At 57.8% G+C, this 19,354-nt stretch carries 14 protein-coding genes and 1 riboswitch; of the genes, 10 read left to right on the plus strand and 4 right to left on the minus strand.

Annotated features, from left to right (window positions below):
• Nucleotides 1-182 precede the first annotated feature (182 nt).
• The 5 genes from HPA01S_RS14175 to HPA01S_RS23365 are packed head-to-tail and all read left to right on the plus strand — an operon-like array spanning nt 183 to nt 6,781.
• Nucleotides 183-953, plus strand: a complete 771-nt coding sequence (locus HPA01S_RS14175; protein ID WP_157085028.1) for a hypothetical protein — start codon at nt 183-185, stop codon at nt 951-953.
• Complete coding sequence (locus HPA01S_RS14180; RefSeq protein WP_066271178.1) at nt 950-2,977, plus strand: TnsB C-terminal domain-containing protein; 2,028 nt, start codon at nt 950-952, stop codon at nt 2,975-2,977. Before HPA01S_RS14175 ends, HPA01S_RS14180 begins: the two co-directional genes overlap by 4 nt.
• Nucleotides 2,974-3,945, plus strand: coding sequence for a TniB family NTP-binding protein (locus tag HPA01S_RS14185; RefSeq protein ID WP_084360691.1), 972 nt, complete (start codon nt 2,974-2,976; stop codon nt 3,943-3,945). The genes HPA01S_RS14180 and HPA01S_RS14185 overlap by 4 nt, the downstream gene beginning before the upstream one ends.
• Nucleotides 3,942-5,780 (plus strand): TniQ family protein, encoded by a 1,839-nt coding sequence (locus HPA01S_RS14190; protein ID WP_066271184.1) that lies wholly within the window; start codon nt 3,942-3,944, stop codon nt 5,778-5,780. Before HPA01S_RS14185 ends, HPA01S_RS14190 begins: the two co-directional genes overlap by 4 nt.
• Nucleotides 5,781-5,827: 47 nt before the next feature.
• Entirely contained in the window at nt 5,828-6,781 is a 954-nt protein-coding gene (locus HPA01S_RS23365; RefSeq protein ID WP_169801535.1) for an HAD domain-containing protein, read from the plus strand.
• Between the two features lie 2,323 nt (nt 6,782-9,104).
• Here the strand turns inward: HPA01S_RS23365 and HPA01S_RS22755 are convergent.
• The 4 genes from HPA01S_RS22755 to HPA01S_RS14205 all read right to left on the minus strand — a co-directional run bounded on the left by HPA01S_RS22755 (nt 9,105) and on the right by HPA01S_RS14205 (nt 11,821).
• A complete protein-coding gene (locus tag HPA01S_RS22755) occupies nt 9,105-9,908 on the minus strand; it encodes a restriction endonuclease (RefSeq protein WP_084360693.1) in 804 nt (267 codons plus the stop codon).
• Nucleotides 9,909-10,001: 93 nt separating this feature from the next.
• Nucleotides 10,002-10,604 (minus strand): hypothetical protein, encoded by a 603-nt coding sequence (locus tag HPA01S_RS14200; RefSeq protein ID WP_066271186.1) that lies wholly within the window; start codon nt 10,602-10,604, stop codon nt 10,002-10,004.
• A 62-nt stretch (nt 10,605-10,666) separates the two neighbouring features.
• Nucleotides 10,667-11,134: a PDDEXK family nuclease gene (locus HPA01S_RS23140; protein WP_157085029.1), complete on the minus strand. Its 468-nt coding sequence runs from the start codon at nt 11,132-11,134 to the stop codon at nt 10,667-10,669.
• Nucleotides 11,135-11,236: 102 nt separating this feature from the next.
• Entirely contained in the window at nt 11,237-11,821 is a 585-nt protein-coding gene (locus HPA01S_RS14205) for a hypothetical protein (protein ID WP_066271187.1), read from the minus strand.
• A gap of 279 nt (nt 11,822-12,100) precedes the next feature.
• On the opposite strand from HPA01S_RS14205, the gene HPA01S_RS23145 reads away from it, so the two are divergent.
• From HPA01S_RS23145 to HPA01S_RS14225, 5 genes are all read left to right on the plus strand, one after another.
• On the plus strand, nt 12,101-12,451 hold the full coding sequence (locus HPA01S_RS23145; protein ID WP_157085030.1) for a hypothetical protein: 351 nt from the start codon (nt 12,101-12,103) through the stop codon (nt 12,449-12,451).
• Nucleotides 12,452-12,858: 407 nt separating this feature from the next.
• Nucleotides 12,859-14,895 carry a hypothetical protein gene (locus HPA01S_RS14210; RefSeq protein ID WP_169801536.1) on the plus strand — a complete coding sequence of 679 codons (2,037 nt, stop codon included), beginning with the start codon at nt 12,859-12,861 and terminating at the stop codon, nt 14,893-14,895.
• 117 nt (nt 14,896-15,012) lie between these two features.
• Nucleotides 15,013-15,339, plus strand: coding sequence for a hypothetical protein (locus HPA01S_RS14215; protein ID WP_157085032.1), 327 nt, complete (start codon nt 15,013-15,015; stop codon nt 15,337-15,339).
• A gap of 358 nt (nt 15,340-15,697) precedes the next feature.
• Nucleotides 15,698-15,982, plus strand: a riboswitch (cobalamin riboswitch).
• 95 nt (nt 15,983-16,077) lie between these two features.
• On the plus strand, nt 16,078-18,237 hold the full coding sequence (locus tag HPA01S_RS14220; RefSeq protein WP_066271191.1) for a TonB-dependent receptor: 2,160 nt from the start codon (nt 16,078-16,080) through the stop codon (nt 18,235-18,237).
• Nucleotides 18,227-19,354: an ABC transporter substrate-binding protein gene (locus tag HPA01S_RS14225; RefSeq protein ID WP_084360694.1), complete on the plus strand. Its 1,128-nt coding sequence runs from the start codon at nt 18,227-18,229 to the stop codon at nt 19,352-19,354. The genes HPA01S_RS14220 and HPA01S_RS14225 overlap by 11 nt, the downstream gene beginning before the upstream one ends.

Below are 19,354 nucleotides of genomic sequence, written 5' to 3' on the forward strand. Positions count from 1 at the left end.
TGTCCGCTCTCATTTTGGTCATCTAAAACGGACTAAAACACCGTTTTCTGGGGCAGTTCGCTAGACCTGGGCAGGAATCTATCTGTTCATTTCTTAAGGAACCCACCCATGAAGTCTGCTTTTATTGTTCGGACTTGTTTGACGGGCGCAATTCACTTCGCCTCACAGCGGCGCACGACGTCATGAGGGCGCCGACCTACGGAATGCGCGGTGGCCTCAAGGACTTCGACCGAGGCTCGAGAAACGTATCGCACGCCTACGGCAAGTCCACCTTGCTCACCTATGGGGTGAAGGCTGAGGGTGGCATCGCTCTTGAAAGCGAAAGCGAACGCATGGTCGCCCACCTCTTCAACCTCGACCCCGAGGTCGGCTCATACAGTCCGCAGCCATTTGCGATCGAGCTCACGATGGGCGCCATCGCACGCAATGACGAAGAGAAGGGCGACTTGCGCGCTCGCGCCAAGCGACATGGAGGCAAGGCCGCCTTCTACACCCCAGATTTTGGGGCGACCTGGGTCTCTGGAACAAAGGTCGCGGTGGAGGTCAAGCTTGACCGCTTCCCAGGAGACGAGGAGTACCAACGCAAGTTGCGCCTTGCCCGCAAGGTGTTGTTCAGCCACGGCATGGAGTTTCTGAAGCTGGTCACACCCAGCAATTGGCGTCATCCATTGCGCACCAACCTTCCGCTGCTACACCAGGCAAGCATGCGGCGAGACATCTGGCCAGAGCCCGAAATCGCCAAACGCATTCACGACCTGCATGCCGCTGGGGCAAAGACCATGGGCGAGTTCTTGAGCGGACTTGCGCTCGACGCTCGCATGGCACCACTACTCCTTGTCTCAGGTCACCTGGAGGCAGATGTTGTTGAGCAGCCACTTTGCTTTGCAACGCCGACTGCTCCTGCATTCGGAGACCTGAGCCACCTGCAAATGGTGAGGAGGCTTGCGCAATGAATCAATTGAGCCTGGGCGACAAGCTCGTCGACCCGAGAACACAGAACGTGACCATGGCTGTCACAAGTTCCACGCCGACCATGGGACGCATCCGGGTGCTCGAAATCGACGCCGACACGGAGCGATGGATTCCCCATGAAGAGCTCCGCCATCGAATCTCCGCCGGCAATCTGGAAGTGCAACGAGCAGGGAATCCCGCTCTGACGACCTTCTTCGACCGCAGTGACGCTGCGACGCGCAAGCACCAAGGCGCGCGTCACACGTCGCGAGGCGTCGCACAAGAACATTACCTGACAGCGCTTGAGCGGGCCACCCGCATCGTTCGTGAACTGAACGAGTACTGCAAGCGCCATCGAGTCAGCGCCTACGCCGCGTACCCTATTGTTCGTCAGCGGTTTGACAATGAGTATCCAGGCTGGATTTTCCCGTCAATGGCAACGGCCTACCGACTTCTCGAACGCGACAAGTGCAATGCTCCCTTGCTCATGCCAAACCATGTCCGGGGCAATCGGTCAGAACGCTACTCTCCAGCGCTCATTGAGCTCATTTGTACATTGGGCGAGGAGCACTATTGCGAGCAACATTCGAAGTGGAACCTCAAAGCGCTGACAGACCTATGCCGACGCACTGCCATTCAGCGCGAGTTACTCTCCGCGAAAGCATCGCTCAGCCAGAAGTTCGTCCGCAAAATCATCGTCACCCGACTACATTCCATGCCGGAGGTCCAGCGCCATCTGGCTAAGGACCGGGCCGCCAAGGCTTCGGTCGCCAGCAGACGCATCCAAGTGGACGGTTTGCTGCAACGCGTCGAGCAGGACACATTGCACCTGCCATTCGTCATCAGGACACCAGATGGTGTGTGCTCAGACGTCAACCTTGCGCATGCCATTGATTGCGGTAGCAGCATCGTGACGGGCTGGCACCTGAAGATTGGGACCCTCAACGAGTCCGACGGCCTTCGATGTATCGAATCCATCCTCTTCTCAAAAGGGCCTTCATTCAAGTATCTTGATATTGATGACGCTCTTGACCTCTATGGGACACCGGCGCTACTGGTCTTGGACAACGGCGCTGAAACGCGCGGTGACCGGATTCGAAGGCTCACGCAGTTGGGGGTGGACGTCCACTATTGCAAGGCGCGCAACCCTCAGGAAAAGCCTTTCATCGAACGTCTCAATCGTTCCCTGAAGGAAGCGCTCGAACTGCTCCCAGGATGCACCCGCCTGAATGGCCTGGACGGTCAACGCGACCCGGTTGCCCTGGGCGATGACCTCATGACGTTTGAGGAGCTGAAACGCTGGATTGCACGGTGGTACTACGAAAAGTGGGCCGACACCGTTCTTAAACGATTCGTGGATGAAGAGGTGTGTGAGGAAAGCAAACTCGGTGTCACCCCTCGCCAACGATACGAGAACATCTTTGAGCGGCTGGGGCACGCACTGCCTCTGCCACCAAACAAAGGCGCATGGATTCGCACCAAGTACAACGCAGTACGCCGCAAGCTGAGCAGAAAATCTGGCGTCACCCACGATACCTACGACTTCAAGGGCGACAACCTTGAGTTCCTGCTCGAGCGCTTCGGTCAAGAGCCTGTGGATGTTCTGTTTGACCCAGAAGACTACCGCCGCGTGTATGTCGTGGACGGCACCGAGCTGGTTGAACTGACCAACGAAGCGGCCAACGAGTTTTCGCCTGCCTACTCGTTTGAGTACGCAAAAGAGCACCGCGCCGCAATCAAAGCTGCGAACCCCGAGTCCGCCAGAAGTGCTTCGTTTACTGAGTCGGTTTATGACCGGTCCATGCGCTCGTCTAGCGCTGCCAACAAGTCGAAGAAGTCTCCTGGTCGCCGTGAGAAGCGTGAAGTCGTCCAAAAGGCCAAGCACAGGGAGGCTGTTGCGCGTGCATCTAAAACGCCGCTGTTGCCTTCTAAACCTAAAACGCCGGCCTTAAACAACTCCATGGCTACATGGGATGACGTGGACGAATTGTCGCCACGCAATCGCAACACAGGAGCACTGATATGAGTCAAGCCGCCGCCCTTCGCATGGCAATCCAGTCGCGTGAACTTCCGCACGCATATTTTGAAGAACACATGAATGAGCTGCACATGCGCATTCAGGACGCCTTGGAAGGTAATCCTCCCTCCTGCGACATGGTCGTGGGACCCTCGCGTGTCGGCAAATCCATGCTCGCCGATGCCCTCGTTCGGAACTACCCGGAGAGCGCTAAGGACGGAATTCGACAAGTACCCGTCTTGAAAGTTCGAACGCCATCGCCGGCCTCTCCCCGCGTTCTGCCGCGCAGCGTGCTTGTTGCATTGAAGGCCCCCGTACCTGCATCCATGGCCAGTACAGCGTTGATGTATGAACGCATGGCTCGCCAGTTGAAAACGGCAGGCACCCGTGTGATTCTTTTTGACGAAGCCAGCCAAATCGTCGATGTCGGAACCCGAATGTCGCCTCGAGCGGCAGGGGACTGGTTCAAACAGTTGCTCGACGCACTGGACATCAGCGTAGTGCTTCTCGGCGTCCCACGCTTGGAGTCGCTGCTCAAAAGTAACGAGCAGCTGAGACTCAGGTCCGGGGCAGTCATGCGCTTTAACCCCTACTCATGGGAAGACATCGCTGAGCGGAGACAGTTCGTCGCCTGCACGCGCGCATACGTGACGATGTTTGAAGAGACCGGCAGCCGCTTTCTCTTTGACCATGAGGCCTTGGTGCGCAACACCTATCTCTTGTCCGGCGGCTTGATTGGCATTGTGACCAAGTTCATGGCACGCCTGGCATTCGATATCAAGAGCCGCGAGAACCGCGACATTTCCTTTGAGGACTGTGCAGCAGCAGCCTCGCGGATTGAAGCTGCGAGCAACGAGGACTTCCCCGCGTTCTCCGCAGAAACCATTGCGGATGTCAACATGAACGCCAGCCACATCTTCGTGCTAGAGGAATCGCGAGCCGACACTCGCAAAACTCGCGGAGGCGCGAAAAAGTGAGCCTCCACGAAACGAAACTCATCACGACGTTTTCCCCTTTAAAGGACGAGGGGGGACTTCAGTTCTACCGGCGGTTGTCGGCCGCCAACGGCATGTTCGGCTGGAAGGAGCTGGCAAAGCTCAGCGAAGTCTCTGGCGCGCGCAGCGGACTCTTCAATCATCCTGAACATGTATCGAGGATGCTGGGCATCGAAAGCGCCGCATGCCAAATGGCAAGTGCACGCGAGGAGCTCACGTTGAGCTGGCGTGGCCTGCGTCGAACCGGATTCGATGCCATTTGCCCGCACTGCCTGAAAGAGTCCACCCATCTCCGGCAAAGTTGGGAGCACGTGTACATGGTCGCGTGTCCGAAACACAAAACCCTGCTCGTTGACAGATGCGACGCATGCGGAACGCGCTTGTCCGACCAGCGCGAACGCCTGGAGGTCTGCGCGTGCGGTCACAACCTGCTCGAGGGTCAGACGATACCGGCCACGCACACTCAGCTTTGGGTGTCCTCGGTCATCGCGTCCGGAAGCGTCAGCGGCATATCAGGACTTCCTGACTTGCAGAACGTTCCGGTTGAGTTGTTCGCCCTTTTGGTGCGCACCTTTTGCCAGCTTTATGACCCTTCGTTCACGGTGACCCGCGAGAACTCGGCTGCACCCAAGGCGGTTCTGGAGGCCATCGAGTTCTTGCGGCCGCTCGAGCAACTCCTTACTAAATGGCCTCGTGGATTTGAAGACCACGTCCGCGAGCGCATCGACTTGTCCCCCCAGGGCGGGCGCACGCTGAACACTCGACTGGGCAAATGGTACTTGCGCATCAAAGAAGTGGCTTCGGAGGGTCCGCTGGGCGTGTTCCTTGAGCTCGTCCACAACGTTGCGGTAAATGACTTTTCTGGCGTGTTGGCCCTGGACCATGTGTCCGGGTTAGCCGGCCGTCGCCGTTCGCATCTGATGCTTCCCGATGCCGCAGCTCGTATCGGCGTGCATTGGACCACCTTGAGAAAGGCCGTCGAGGCTGGGGAAGTCGAATGCATCAAACGGCCCTACGCGAACAGAGGCGAAGCTCGAGAAATACCCGTTGCCGAAGTAGAGCGCGTCATCCTCGCTCGCAAGGGCTGGATTGGGGAGGGCGCTGCACGCGAACGAATGAACGTGCCGGAGCATGTGTTCAAGGGCCTAGTTCAAGCGGGCCTCATCGTCTGTGACAGCTCTGCTCGCTCAGATATTCGCCGTGGCGCACCTGTCGAGGTAGCCTCCATCGAGCGACTTCTCACCCGCTTGAATGAAATGGGTGTCCAAGACGCACTAGCAGTTGCCCGACGAGTTCGTCTGAATGAAGTCGCCGCACGACGGCTTGGCGACATCAAGGCTCTCGGTCGACTTCTGAGCGCAGTTGCGAATGGCGACGTCCATCCTGTCAATTGCGCAACAACGGTTGGAGAGGTGGAGTTCCTGGAGGCCGATGTCGACACGTTCTTCTCTTCCAAGGTTGTGGAGGCGGGTCTCACGGTTCAAGAACTGGCGAAGACGACGGGCTGGAAGTGGGAGTCCATCAGCCACTGGCTTCATGAGGGGTTCCTGGAGTCGGTTCCAGCGGTTCTTCGTGGTCAGCCTTGCCGCGTTGTGATGCCCGAGCACCTGGTCAAGTTCAGCCAAACCTATGTGCCTTTGAGCAGTCTCGCTCATTCAATAGGCGCGCGCCCATCCGAGCTGCTTGAGAGGCTCGGCTCGGTAGAAGTTTTTGGTGGCAAACCTCTGCCCAGCGGAGCCATGCGCGGTGGGCTTGTGCGCTTGGCCGACCTTGCGACGGCCGCGCTGCAACCGGGCCTCGTTCGCGATGCGCACTGACTGAAGCAGTCAACCGCTCATCTTCACGCGAGGAAAACATGCGCCTTATGTTCATTGACTTTGATGGTGTTCTTCACCCCGTCGAGAACGCCAATCTACAAGGAGGCCATTTCTGCTGGCTACCCATTCTGGTCAAGATGCTCGAGCACTACGACGATGTGCGGGTGGTCGTGCATTCCTCGTGGCGTTACGAATACACAGACCAAGAGCTTCGAGAACTGTTGGGCCCATTGGGAGGAGCGCTCATCGGCAGCGCGCCACGTATGCGCCGAGAGCATGCGATTGAGTCAGTTCTCCTGGCAAACAAAACGCTCCTGACGAGCCATCTTGTTCTTGACGATGACGCACGCGAGTTCACGTCAAGCAAGCTGAATCTTGTGCTGTGCCAACCTCACCTCGGACTATCAGACGTCAAAGTCCAGACTGCGGTCGAGTCCTGGCTTTGGCGAACAAAGCCCCACGCGCAAGCGAACTCCCGCACAAAGCTACCTCGGGGCTTTGGCGAAACCATTCTCTATCTGGACTACGACGGTGTTCTTCACCATGAAAACGTGCTTTGGCATCCGAGTCGTGGCGCATATGCCGGCCCCCCGGGGTTCCGCCTTTTCGAGCACGCTCCTCTCTTGGAGGAGCTCTTGAGTCCCTATCCTCAAATGCGCATTGTGTTGAGCACTGCTTGGGTACGAACTTACGGCTGCTACGGCAGCGCCAAGAGGTTGCCCCCAGGGCTGCGCGCGAGGGTAATCGGTGCCACCTTTCATAGCCACATGGACCGCGCGACCTTTGTAGCCAAACCCAGAGGCCAGCAAGTCATCGAAGATGTGCTTCGCCGATGCCCCTACGCGTGGATGGCGCTCGACGATGTCGATGAGGGGTGGAACTCAGAGATGAAGGCGAACGTTGTTATCACGGATGAGCGACTGGGTATCAGTGCGCCTGGCACCGTGCAGGCCATCAAGCCTCTACTCGAACGTATCCACGCGAAGAACAGTGGCGCGTAAGAGGCTGAGAGGATGTTCCTCGTTTGGCCGTCACAGAAGTTATTGTGAATCCCAATAATTATATTTTTCGGAATAATTTCTATAGTGCTCACTTAATGGGCTGCTCCGTGGCAGCAGCCATCGTCGACGACACACAGGCGCCAAGTCGTCGACTTTTGGAGGTGAGTCATGGAAAAATCAGCGGTGCAACTCTTACCGAAGCTATGCGAACCACGCACACAAGTCCGTGCCGGGCGTTCTGAACAAAGAGCCTGTCTGTTGGCGCCCAAGCGCATTTGCCCTTCCTTGGCAGGCCGCATACAGGTGCGATTCCCCGCCTAGCTTTGAAACTGCGGCGGCTCGTGCTCACGAAGGGGCCCGTTTTTGGTATCTCCCCTGAAAGAATCCCAACGGGCCAGTTACGGGATGCCTACGTAATTACGAGAAGCCTAGTAATTCTCCGTAACGGCTGCAGAAGAGACCCCGCCGCGATGCTCCTGAGGCCTTCGGATGGGCCTTCGGGGCCTGTCACCCCCAAGCAATGCCAGTTGACTCGGTCTACTCGACCAAACGACGCGAGGCGACGCTAAGCCAGATTCGTCGGTCGCTCCCACCGCAAGTCACTATGGCATTCGAGCACCCAGGAATTTTTTCTCTGGATATGGGCCACCTCTTCCCAACTTACGGGTTCTCTATACGCCGGCAAGCCTTGATTTCCCTAGGGGTAGCTTCTCACCTTATGGAGCTGCCTACACCGATTTGTTGTAGGTTCTCAGATGTCGTGCAAACTTTCTCAGAAGTAATGCAAACGTTGCCCCCGCAGGATTTGTAGGTCGCCACATTAAATGGAGCTGGCGCCAAAGTACTGCGACTGGCGCTCGTTAGTTGTTGTGACTGCCCTAACTGTCAGTCGCTAAGGTCCCATGAACGGCGGATCTAGGTGCTGAAGACAACGACAACTGTGCAGCAGCGGCTGCGGCCGTTGGCGGTCGCGCCCGCAATGCACGCCGTGGTCACATTGCTGTCATCCAGGCATCTGTGACGTCGCTGGCTCCCTGACTGTTCACGGAGGCAATGCAACTCTGCCGGGGGCAGTGGAGCTCAGGCCGGGCGAGCGTCAAGTGACTATCTGTCCAACAGGCACTGCCGCCCTAAGCCGGTCTCAGAAGCGTGTCAGCTTCCGCTCAACTGCGATCCCCGAGTGGACCGGACTACGATACCGCGCAGGGCCACAATTAAAGGAGATCCAAAGCTAGCCTTAAGGAATAGGCCAAAAGCGGTCGCTACTTCACGCGCAAGCTCATTCCTAGGAGGGTTCATGGTTACGGTGACTGGAAGGCGCAAGCGTTCCTGCGGACGCGAACGGCAACAACGTTGCTTTTTCCTGCACAAAATGCGGAGGATCCGTGTTGGCAACATTGCTTGTCCACCAAAGGGGTTCGTCTGAAAGCAAGCCGACGCAATGCCTTGCTTGCTCCTCTGCTTTTTGGGTTGAATCATATAGCGAGCGGTGACTACTACGAGCATGGTCGGCTACAAAGCCCAATCCATCAAGATCGGATCGCCAGTCACCTAAGTCCCATGGGCGCAAAGTCTCTGAAGGTGCCATGACTGAAACCTCCGGGTTTCATTGCTTCGGTGTTGATCAGACGCTGGCGAGAGTTGCCTCAATCTCCTGGTGGCTTTGCCAATTGGCGCTCCTGAACGGCGCGCCTAAGCGCTCGCAGTTCGGCACGTGCGGCGTCTCGCATAGCGCCGCGATCTATCGGCGCGCCGTCATCGTACATTGTGTGCAGTGCCGTACTACGTGTGTCGAATGATTCAACAGCATAGTCCAGCCAGCATGCGTAGCCAGTTGGCGGCGGGGGAGGCGTAGAAGAACTCATGGTGTATAGGGAGTGCGACCTGCGTCGGGCTTTGATTCTGCTCCGTACCCAACATCTGTATCTGACTTTTATGAGCTGGCCCCCTGAATGACTGGATTTAGTGTCAGAGGTGATCGGCATGCGAAGGACCGTGACGACTTTGAATATCGATGTCCAACACATGCTGCCGAAGTCAGAGTTCGCTTCTGACCGATAGATGAAGTCTTGCCTAGGAGCCCGAGAGGTATGCGTCCAGCAATTCCGTCTTGAGTCTTGAGATATACCCAGCGCCGAGGCATCGTGTGGCACCCCTAATGATGCTGTCGCGTGAAGCCTGTTCAGGGCTCGCCTACGATGTCGCAGATCGGCCATGAACGATCTTTGCGCATGCGCAAAAGCTGCCGTTTAACGTTTGAACTCACCGAACTGTGCGGCATTTCGCACAGGTCCGGTGGGATGATGGGTTGGGCGTCCAACGGTCAAATGTCGACCTCATCCCTGACTAGTTCAACTGTTGGCTTGGCGACAGCCATTATCTCAGTAACCGTAGGGGGGTTAAGACGATAAGCGAGATTTAGCGACGCAAGCAGGCGCCCACCATCAACGAGTTCCACTACAAAGCCTCGGTGTGCCGCTAAAAATTGTTCTTTAGTCACACCGCGAGTAAACTTAGATGAAGTGACAAGTAGAGAATTGGTAGCGCCATTGATTGCCATTGTTCCAATGAGTTCTCTAAGAACACGCACTCCAACCTTGTTCTTAGTGTGTTTTACCTGAGCGTATACATCTCCATGCTCGTCATGATCGACGATGACATCAATACCACCATCCTTGGACCTAGCAGTTACTCGCGCGTTGTAGCCAAACTCTCGGAATACGCCCTTTGTGATATCTTCTAGAACTCCCCAGGCGGTTGAAGAACCTTGGCCCAATAGATGTGATTGAATTTCGCGTTCAAGCAATGCTAGCTGGTGTTCATCTGGCCCCGGCGAAAACGTGTGAAGGGCGGCCCCAGTTGCGGAAAGAATTCGAACTGCGCGATCAGGTGATGAACCACATGAACTATCCCACTGATCGTGAGATGCGAACCACCAGCCACACGATTCACAACGCATTACTTTAATGTATTGAGAATATTTCCGATCATCAGATTCATCTTTCCGGTCTGTTATTGATAGCGCCGGGCCGCCTTTGCAGCAGGGGCAAGCACTGCTCCCAAAAACTGCCAATAAAAGAGGAGTCGATTGAGTTTGGTTTCTATATTGCCAGATTCGGGAACTCATGGGTTTGATGCCCAACGTTTGAGGTTATGCGAAGCTGCGTTGAGCCTCGCCTCGAATGATGGGATTAGACTCGCTGGTGGCGCGCCACTGCGCTTAGCGAACATCTGCTGTGTAACCAGGCAAGTTCTTCCGGTAGTTGCGTATGAGTTCGACTACACGCTCGACCGACACCAGATAGTCCTGTGCGGACTCGGGAGTGGGGATGACCTTGGCGTGTGCGACTTGATTTCGTAACTCTCGCAGGCTTTGTACCAACTGCTTCGTTCCAACTGGAAGTACGTCTGACTCCATGATTTCGCGATAGACCTTAAGTTGGCTCTCAAGTGGATCAACCACAATGCCAGTTTGCCGTCCGAGCCTATGCAACTCTCCGTCTAGCGTTGACCAACCCTCGATGATCGTTGCGGTAGGTTCAGATCGTGCCATGAGCAGCTTCGTTGCTGTTTCCTCGACGCGCGGTCTGGATTCTATTTGAGAGACTTCAAAGCTATGCTGCTTGGACGCTAGATCAACCGTGCTTGCGAGCACCTGCTTGGTCGCGACCTCGAACTCTGCCTCCAACGGGCCCGCCTTCACCCTTCGTAGTGATGGGATTAGGTCAAGTATCTTCTTGCGGAAGATCAGGCCAAGAAGAACGCCCGCAACCGGCCACGCGAGCGAGTCAACCAATTTACTGATGAACGTGAGCCAGTCCATGGTCCTCCGGTTTGCGGATGGTATGAGATTCGAGGCCTGACCGATAGGAAGTATCTTATTTTTTACTGCGAGACCTCAATTATCGCAGGTGCTTCAAATCGACTTCCCTTGGTGGAAACTGCAAATATTTTGGCTGTTTTTGATTCTCCAATTCGGACGTTGCTTGTCAACTGATTTTCAACTTTCAGCAGGTCCGGAATCTTGAAAATCGCTTGCTCACCCGGAGCTATAAGCCTAGATTCGTCCGGCTTTGCATAAAACGCATGCACCGGTAAATTCATGTCGTGAAACCCAGTTTCTATAATGCGCACATTAGTGGCGCCAGTGTTTGTCAATAAAATGGCAGGCTCAAGCATTCTTCGCTCTTCTACACCACTGATCATTCTTAGGTCTAGCGAATTTAGGGGTGACTCTTCCAGCGTCATCTTAAGTTCGATTTTTACCTGTTCGGCAATGGTGTCTTGTCTGGATTGATATTGCAGGTATGCAGCAAAGAGAGATGTGCACAGTGCCATAACCGACAGGGTCATGGATATTTTTTGATTCGCGTCCATACGGGTGAGAAAAATTGATCTTTTGCGGTGCGTCAGGGCCGATGGCAAGGCACCCGGGCAGTTGGGCGTCGCTTCGACCTATGTGTCAATGTGCGCTGCCTGCTTGAAGGCCTCTTCTTCGGAAAAGCCTTCCATGATGAGTTCAACTATCAACTCGCGTTGCGCTCGGATCGACAGAGGCATCGCCGACTTGTGCTCCTGATAGTAGGCAGCCATTAGCTGGAGTGCCTTGCTTTCCTTAACCTTTTTGCGGGGTGTGATCCCGGTCTCCGTCGACTTGACGAAACCATCGAAATCGAGAGTTGCGTTGCTCCAGTCGAAAGCGAACACCTTGTCCCGCGCTGCTTGCGGGTCGAAGTGGTTCGTGAATCCGGTGCCACACTCGCCAGACCCCTTGCTAATCACCAGTGAAGTCAGGTCTGGCAGCTCTCGCTCTGCCGTAAACATTCGCACTACGTCGAGCCGACGCCCTGTCGAAACGGCTATTGCCTTCTGCACGACGGGATGGTCCGGGTATTCGGCCTTGGCCCGTTCGACAAGTTCGCCGTAGGTCAAGCAGTGCTTGTGCTTTGCAATATCAACAAGAATTGGGTAGTAGCACGATGCGAGTTGTACGTCCGTCAAAGTTACGTTTGCGTAGAAGCTTTCGGTAGTAACTGGCATAGGGTGAGTTTTGGCATTAACGCCCAAGTTCATCGGCGGCCATGGGGAGCATGGACGTTCGTGTGCAACGGCCAGCTAGTCCAGTCAGGCCTGCAAGACACATCTCAGTCTAGTCGGAATATAAGATTGCCCTTCGGACAACCTGTCGACAGCTGCAGTCGGAATCTCGGCTTTGCGACGCTTGGCCAGGAGTCGACCGAGGGCCCGGTCCGGCCTGAGCTAGTATGACGGTCATCGGCCACAAGCGAACATTTTTTAGAACTCCTGTGATTGATCCAAATGTCATCGCTCGGAAGACTAGCGACAACGTCAGAATTTAATGTGAGCTTACAATCTTCTCTCATTTTATTAATTTTATATTGCCCTGCGATTCTGATCGATACATTACTTTTGGCATCTGATTTTTCAGCTAATTGGAAGATCATAGCGCTCACCGCCTTCGTGGCGTTGCTTCATGCTTCAGCCATTTGCAAGATTACTGAAGGAAAATCAGTGAGCATCCCTTGGTATTACTACACGGTTGAAAAAGGTGATTCTTTGCAGTTCAAATGGCTATCAATATTCCTTTTGATTCTTCCGATTTATGCGATTTTGATTGTTCGAATAATCTTCTTGCCAGTATCACCATGACACTCATCGGCCAGAAGCAGCCGGCGGGGTACTTCCAAAGTGGCCGTTCAACGCCAAGCATCAGCCGCAGATTTGCTACAGCAAAGAGAAGGCAGATACGTCAGTTGGATGCACTTGGTGGACCTCATTGTGGCTCCGACTTGGTCCTGTACTGTGTGCCTGCTGGGACCCAGAACACCGCGCCGGAAGGAAGCATCTCCAGATTGGGTGCTGCGACAGAAAATGCAACTCAAAGCGCGGCTGCCCGGTCGATGTCCGAGAACGCAACCCGCACCTTTCCCACTGAAGTGCAATTAACCGCAGACACGAGAACGATATGAGCATCTTCGTCGGGAGACCCACCTCGTGCTGAGGCAGGACGTGTCGGCACTTGAGTTCACTGGCCCCTCGCAGGCATCATGTGGTCAATGAAATCGACCACCAGAATCAGAGTGAACTCGCGCGATGAAGGGGTGGCCCTACTCGGCGGGTTGACGATCGCTTGGGCGCTGGATGCACGAAGCCTGGCACCCTGGCATATCCTGGAGCTAGGGCCTGAGCGGTCCGGCGCCCGCTCGGGGTGTTTGTGCCCCGCGTGCGGCGAGAGGATGATCGCCGTCAACAACGCAAAAGAGGATTTCAAAAGGCGCCCGCACTTTCGCCACATGATCGGGGACGGTCACCGTGACTGCGCGATCGTCGCCGCGCGTGCGGCGGTTCTGCGCACCATGCAGCAGCAGGGGTGGATTGACCTTCCCGCGCGAACTGTCCCTGGAAACTTTGTTGGGATCGATGGGATAACGTACAGCGCCTTCGCCCACCGGCCTGCGCAACAGCTTCACGTGCGGAACCTGGACTTCGTAGATCACACCAGGGCGGTGCTTGTGCTTGAAGATGGCCGCCACATAGATGTCGTGCTCACTGGCACTCCCGATATCGATGGCACGAACGGCGCTATCAACGCGATGATCACGATCGACGTCGGGGATGCATCCCTTGCGGAGATGAGCCCACAAGAGCTGCGCGCGAGACTGAAGATCACGGGTTCAGTTTGCTGGCAGAAGCACTGGGATGATGACAATCTGGCAAAGGAAGCAGATGTGCTTGCCTTCGAAATGGCCGCCGAGCACTTGGCGGTTGTGCCAGGTGAGCTTCAGTTGCCCGATGACATGCCGGCGGAACTGAAGACGGAGACCGTACTGCACTACGCAGTAAAGCTGATCCTGCAAGAGGCAGGTGAAATACGCCTTCCGGGCAAGACTCTGCTTGCCTCAGTCATGGGGCACCAGGATCTCATCGAGAGGCGCTGGAGCCTGCAACCCGAACTTGTACAGCTCAAAGACATTCAACTTGAGAGCTGGCTTGGAGGAGTTCGGCCAGATTTGACGTGTTCCACCTGGCGCGTTGACGGCAGTCTGGCCTATGGCACCCTCTGCATTGAGGTAACTGTCACGAACCCTGTGGATGCGCGCCGCGTGGCCAGGATTCAATCGCTCGGCTTGGCTGCTCTGGAGATAGACCTGAGGCGTTTGAGCGGTCGCCTCACCAAAACACAGTTGCGCCAGTTGGTGGTTCACAACATTTCGATGAAGGCATGGTTGCACCACCCTGATTCCAACGTTCAACAAGCACGTCTGCAGGCGGAAGTGGACGCCGAGCGGGCAGCAGAAGCCACGGTAGCAGTCGAGGGGGAGCGCAATTGGCACAGTCAAGCTCGCGGTGACTCCTCGGACGTCATCAATCTTGAACCCGTCGTAGCTTTCTTCGAACATCTGAGTGAGCACCGTGGTCGCTATTTTGGCAATGACCCCAGATGGATCACTGCAGAGAAGCTACGAGCCCGAGCGACCGAACACATCCGTCAACTTGAGATTCGCGGCATGAGTGGTACTGACATTGTGATGATGTTGCACCGTGCATCGGTTCTCGCAAACCTGCTGGCAATGAAGCTGGAGCGCCCTTTGAGCGAGGCCAGCGCAACTGGGTTTGAGTTAATTCGAAAGCTGCTGAGTGGTCCAAATCGACTGCACCATGGCTGGGGGCCTGTGTATCTCGGCGCCGCCCTAGTGTTCAAGCTGTCGATGAGCGAGGAAGATCGGAAGGCGTTCGATGATTTGCGAAATACGGTGCGTCACGATCTGTTGCTTGAGCCATCCAACTACGTGCGTGAAGAGCGATACGACCAATTTCTGGGCGCTCTGCTGCCCGAGATCAAGGATGTTCTGACCAAGTCGACTCAAGGTCACTACAAGTCAATGCGGAGGAGGAGCCCCAGGCGAAGGGAGCTCGCTCCTAGTGAGCGCATGTCCGAATCGTCGTCGCTGTATCCGGGCTTGATTCCTGCCTGGATGCGCAATTCGGCGGGCGAAGATCTGTTCCTGAAAGGGGAAGCTCTCGCGGAATGGATTCGCGCCTATCCGGAAAGGGCGGCCAGCTTGGGTCTGTTGAAGAACTCCAGTGACTAGGAAAGCGTAAACGCCCCTCAAGAACAGTGTTTTTGTCAGATCAAATCTCCAGACATACTCACGACAAGGGGACTCAAAGTCTCCACCGCCTCGGTGATGGAATAAAGGAGCGCAATCGTGAAAGCTGGATTGGTAGACGGAGTTGTGGCACATGTCAAAGACGCAGATGTCCTCAAGGCGCTCAGAGCAGCCAAGCGCAAGATTGGAGGCTCATCGGACAGCGTCATCGCGATCAAGAACGAGGCAGACCAGATCTATCGCTACGCAGTGATCAACGGCCTTCAGCAGGAGATCTACCTAGCTGAGCGCATGGAGCCGTTGGGCCTCGTGGACGAGACGATTCAGGGTGGGAGAAAACCCAGGGGAATCTGGGCAGTCTACGGGCGCGGCCGGGACCTGAGCTTGGCGGGCGTGTTGGCAGAGCTCGAGCGTAAGCAGCGCTAAATGAGCTCCAGAGCGTTCGACGTCGAGAAGCACCTCAGTGACTTTTAAGCCATTTCCGGATCCCCAGCGCCCCCGGTCCGCATCTACAACTGAACGTTGTCGAGGATACGCGTTAGGAAATTTGCATCTATTTGAGATTAGTTTTCGTCGTAATTCTCAGATGGCGTGCAAAGCTCCTTGATTCATCTAAGAGAAATTTGCGCGTCTTCTGAGAACCTACATTTGTAGCCGTTTTTGCATGAGGCGCCCTGGCTGAATCGGCATGTGGCGCATGCCGCGCGCCTGCGCCCTGACCATGAAGGCGCGGTAGGTGAACTCCGGTCCATCGTGGGTACGCACGAGGTGCGCATCCCCCACCTTTACAATGCGCCCGTTGGTGCTCGCGGCGTGGTTCACATGCCGCAGTTCAACGGGAAGCAGGAGGAGGCCAGGCATTTGGCGCTGCACACGCGGCACCGATGCGCCGACACCTCCCACCTGCGCTGCCCCCGCAACGGTCAAACGGACGAAAGCACCACGGCAACACCGCCGTACGTGTCTTCGGCATGCATCACTCCGCCACTGAACGCCTTGAACAAGCGTTTGGGAAGGCGATGCCTGCGGCGCCGTCAGCCCGGATACCGGCCAACACAGTGAACGCATCCGCGTTGTGGCTTCGGCAACAAACGGTGTGTTCGTTATTCGTCCAGAGCCGGCGGGGATGCCGGCAAGGGCTGCTTTGTGTTCTGCATCGTTCCCATGAAAAACACCCCCCGCGCGCGCGTGGCTGCGCTTCCGTTCGCCCTCGCCGCTGCGTTCCCCTGCCTGCTGTCCGGTGCGTCTTCCGCCTGGGCCCAGGCGGCCGACAACAACGCCGGCAACACCCCCACCCTGGCACCGGTCACGGTGACGGAAGAACGTGGTGTCGCCACGCCGCTGGTGAAACCGTCCACCGCCGGCAGCCGGCTGGAACTCACGCCGTTTGAAACGCCGGCCAGCATCGCCATCGTGCCAGGTGAGCTCATCCGCGAGCTGGGCACCAGCTCGGTGATTGACGCCAAAACCCTGGCCCCCGGCCTCAGCTCGGCCAACAGCCCCGGCAACGGTGGCAACCTGCTCAACGCGCGCGGCTTCACCGGCACCAACTCGGTCAAGCAGCTCTACAACGGCCTCGAACTCAACAACGCCGGCGGTGTGATGAGCTTCCCGTTCGACCCGTGGAACGTGGAGCGCATCGAAGCGCTGTACGGCCCGGCCTCGGTGCTCTACGGTGCCGGCGCCATTGGTGGTGCGGTGAACGTGGTCGCCAAACGACCGGACCCGAAGAAGGCTTCGCACGAAATCGGTTTTGGCATCGGCTCCAACAAGGCGCGGCACGAAGCCATCAGCAGCACCGGCCCGCTGGGCGGTGGGCTTTCGTACCGCGTGGACCTGAGCCACCGCAGTTCGGACAACTGGGTCGAGCGCAGCAAGTCCGACACCCTGGCCGCGTCGGCCTCGTTGCGTTTTGACGTGTCGCCCGAGCTGAACTTCGTGCTCGCCGCCGACCATGGCCGGCAGAAGCCCATGCACTACCTGGGCACGCCGGTGTTCAACGGCGCGCCGGTGCCGGGCACCGAAAAGATCAACTACAACATCACCGACAGCGACCTGTTCTTCCAGGACAAATGGCTCACGCTGGACACCGAGTGGAAACCGTCGGACCACATCACGGTGCACAACACGCTCTACAACATGGAGCACAACCGCCGCTACCGCGACGTGACCGTGTTCACCTACCAGCCGGCCACCTCGGCCGTACGGCGCAGCAGCTACCGCGACATCTCGCACTCCAAACAGACGCAACGCGGCGTCAACACCTGGGCCACGTTCCAGGGTGATCTGGCGGGCATGAAGAACCAGTTTCTCGCGGGCCTGCAGGTGGAGCGCAGCTTCTACGACCGCTTCGACAACAACCGCGGCGGCGCGACGGTGGTGGACGCGCTCAACCCGGTGCCGGGCACGTACACGCAGGGCTGGCTGGGCGAGTCGATCCCGATGTACTACCTGACGCTGAACAAGGTGGGTGTGTTCGCCGAGAACCGCCTCACGGTCAACGAACGCTGGTCGGTCGTGGCCGGCCTGCGCAGCGACAACTACCGCACCGAACGCGAAGACCGCCAGGCGGGCCGCACCACCAACGGCAAGGTCAGCGGCACCAGCGGCAGCCTGGGCGTGGTCTTCAACCCGGTGCAGGAGCTGGCCCTGTATGGCCAGATCGCCACCGCACAAGACCCGGTCACCTCGCTCGCCAGCATCGGCGCCAACCAGCAGGGTTTTGGCCTGTCCAAAGGCCAGCAGGTGGAAGTGGGCCTGAAGCAGACGCTGTGGGGCGGTCGCCTCGACTGGACGCTGGCGGCTTACCACCTGCGCAAGAAAGACCTGCTCACCGCCAACCTGGCCAACCCCACGGTGCAGGAGCAGGTGGGCCAGCAGTCGTCACGCGGCATCGAGGCCTCGGTTACCACGCGCCTCGGCTCCTGGCGCCTGGAGGCCAACGGCACGGTGCTGGACGCGAAGTTCGACGACTTCAAGGCGCAGGTCGGTGGTGCTACACGCCAGTTGGCCGGCAACGTGCCGATGACGGTGCCCAAACGCGCCGCCAACATCATCGCGTTCTGGGACTTTGCGCCGCAGTGGACGGCCCGCACCTCGCTGCAATACGTTGGCCAGCGTTTCGTCAACAACACCAACACCGCCTCACTGCCGGCCTACACCGTGGCCAACGCCGGCGTGAACTGGCGCGCCACCCGCGGCCTCACGCTGGACCTGCGCGTGGACAACCTGTTCGACAAGACCTACGCCACGCAGGGCTCGGACGTGCAGTGGATTCTTGGCCGGCCGCGCACGGTCTGGCTGTCCGGCAGTTATGCCTTCTGACCTCGGTCATGTGCAGCAACATCCGCCCCTGCAGCGGCGTGCGCTGCTGCTGGCGGCGGCCGCTGCCGGTGGTGCAGCGGCGCTGCTGCCGCTGCGCGCACGTGCGCAAACCGGTGGTGGTGGAGGCAACAAAACGACCACCATCACCGACGACCTGGGCCGTCGCGTCGGCCTGACGCTGCCGCTCCGGCGTGTGGTGGTGTTCAACCGCTACACCACCGAGTTCATCCGCGCCATCGGCGCGATGCCGGCGGTGGTGGGGGTGGACTTTGACGGTGGCAAGTTCCCCGACTACTGGCCCGGCGTGACGCGCGACATGCTCGCCGGCAGCGGTCAGACCAGCGTGAACTACGAGGCCATCGTCGGCATGCGCGCCGACGCGGTCTTCATGCCACGCAACAGCGACTGGAAAAAAGCCGCGCAGGTGCTGCAGCCCTTCGGCATTCCGGTGATCGTCGTCACCGGCTGGGACCTGCTCAAACACGAATGGAACGTGACCCTGCTCGGCCAGCTGTTCGGCCGGCCCGAACCGGCAGCGCGCCTGAACGCGTTTTACCGCCACTGGCGCGACACCCTGCGCAGCCGCCTGCAGGGCGTGACGCCCAGGCGCGTGTACTTTGAAGAAGTGGGCGACTACAAAACCGCGCTGCAGGGCTCGGGTTGGCACGACATGATCGAGGCCGGGGGTGGACTCAACGTGTTCGGCGACATCCAGCTGCCTGGAGGCAGCTCACCGCGCGGCAACGTGCAGAACTTCACCGTCGACCCCGAAGAAGTGCTGGCGCGCCGGCCCGAGGTCATCATCAAACTACAGCCCGGCCAGTACCTGCCGCACACGCGCGAATTTTCGGCCGAGCTGCTGAACAAGCTGGCGGCGCGGCCTGGCCTGCAAGATGCAGCGCCGGTGCGCAGCGGGCAGGTGTACCACCTGAGCTACTACCTCGCGTCGGGCTGCTCCAAGATCACCGGCGCCTTGCAGATCGCGCAGTGGCTGCACCCGCAGCGCATGCAGGGCATCGACCCCGAAGCCGTGATGGGCCGGTGGCTGCAAGACTTTCAGGGTGTGCCGCCACAACGCGGTTACGCCTATTCCCTGACCGGCGTGCGACCCCGATGA

The organism is Hydrogenophaga palleronii NBRC 102513 (assembly GCF_001571225.1).
GTDB lineage: Bacteria > Pseudomonadota > Gammaproteobacteria > Burkholderiales > Burkholderiaceae_C > Hydrogenophaga > Hydrogenophaga palleronii.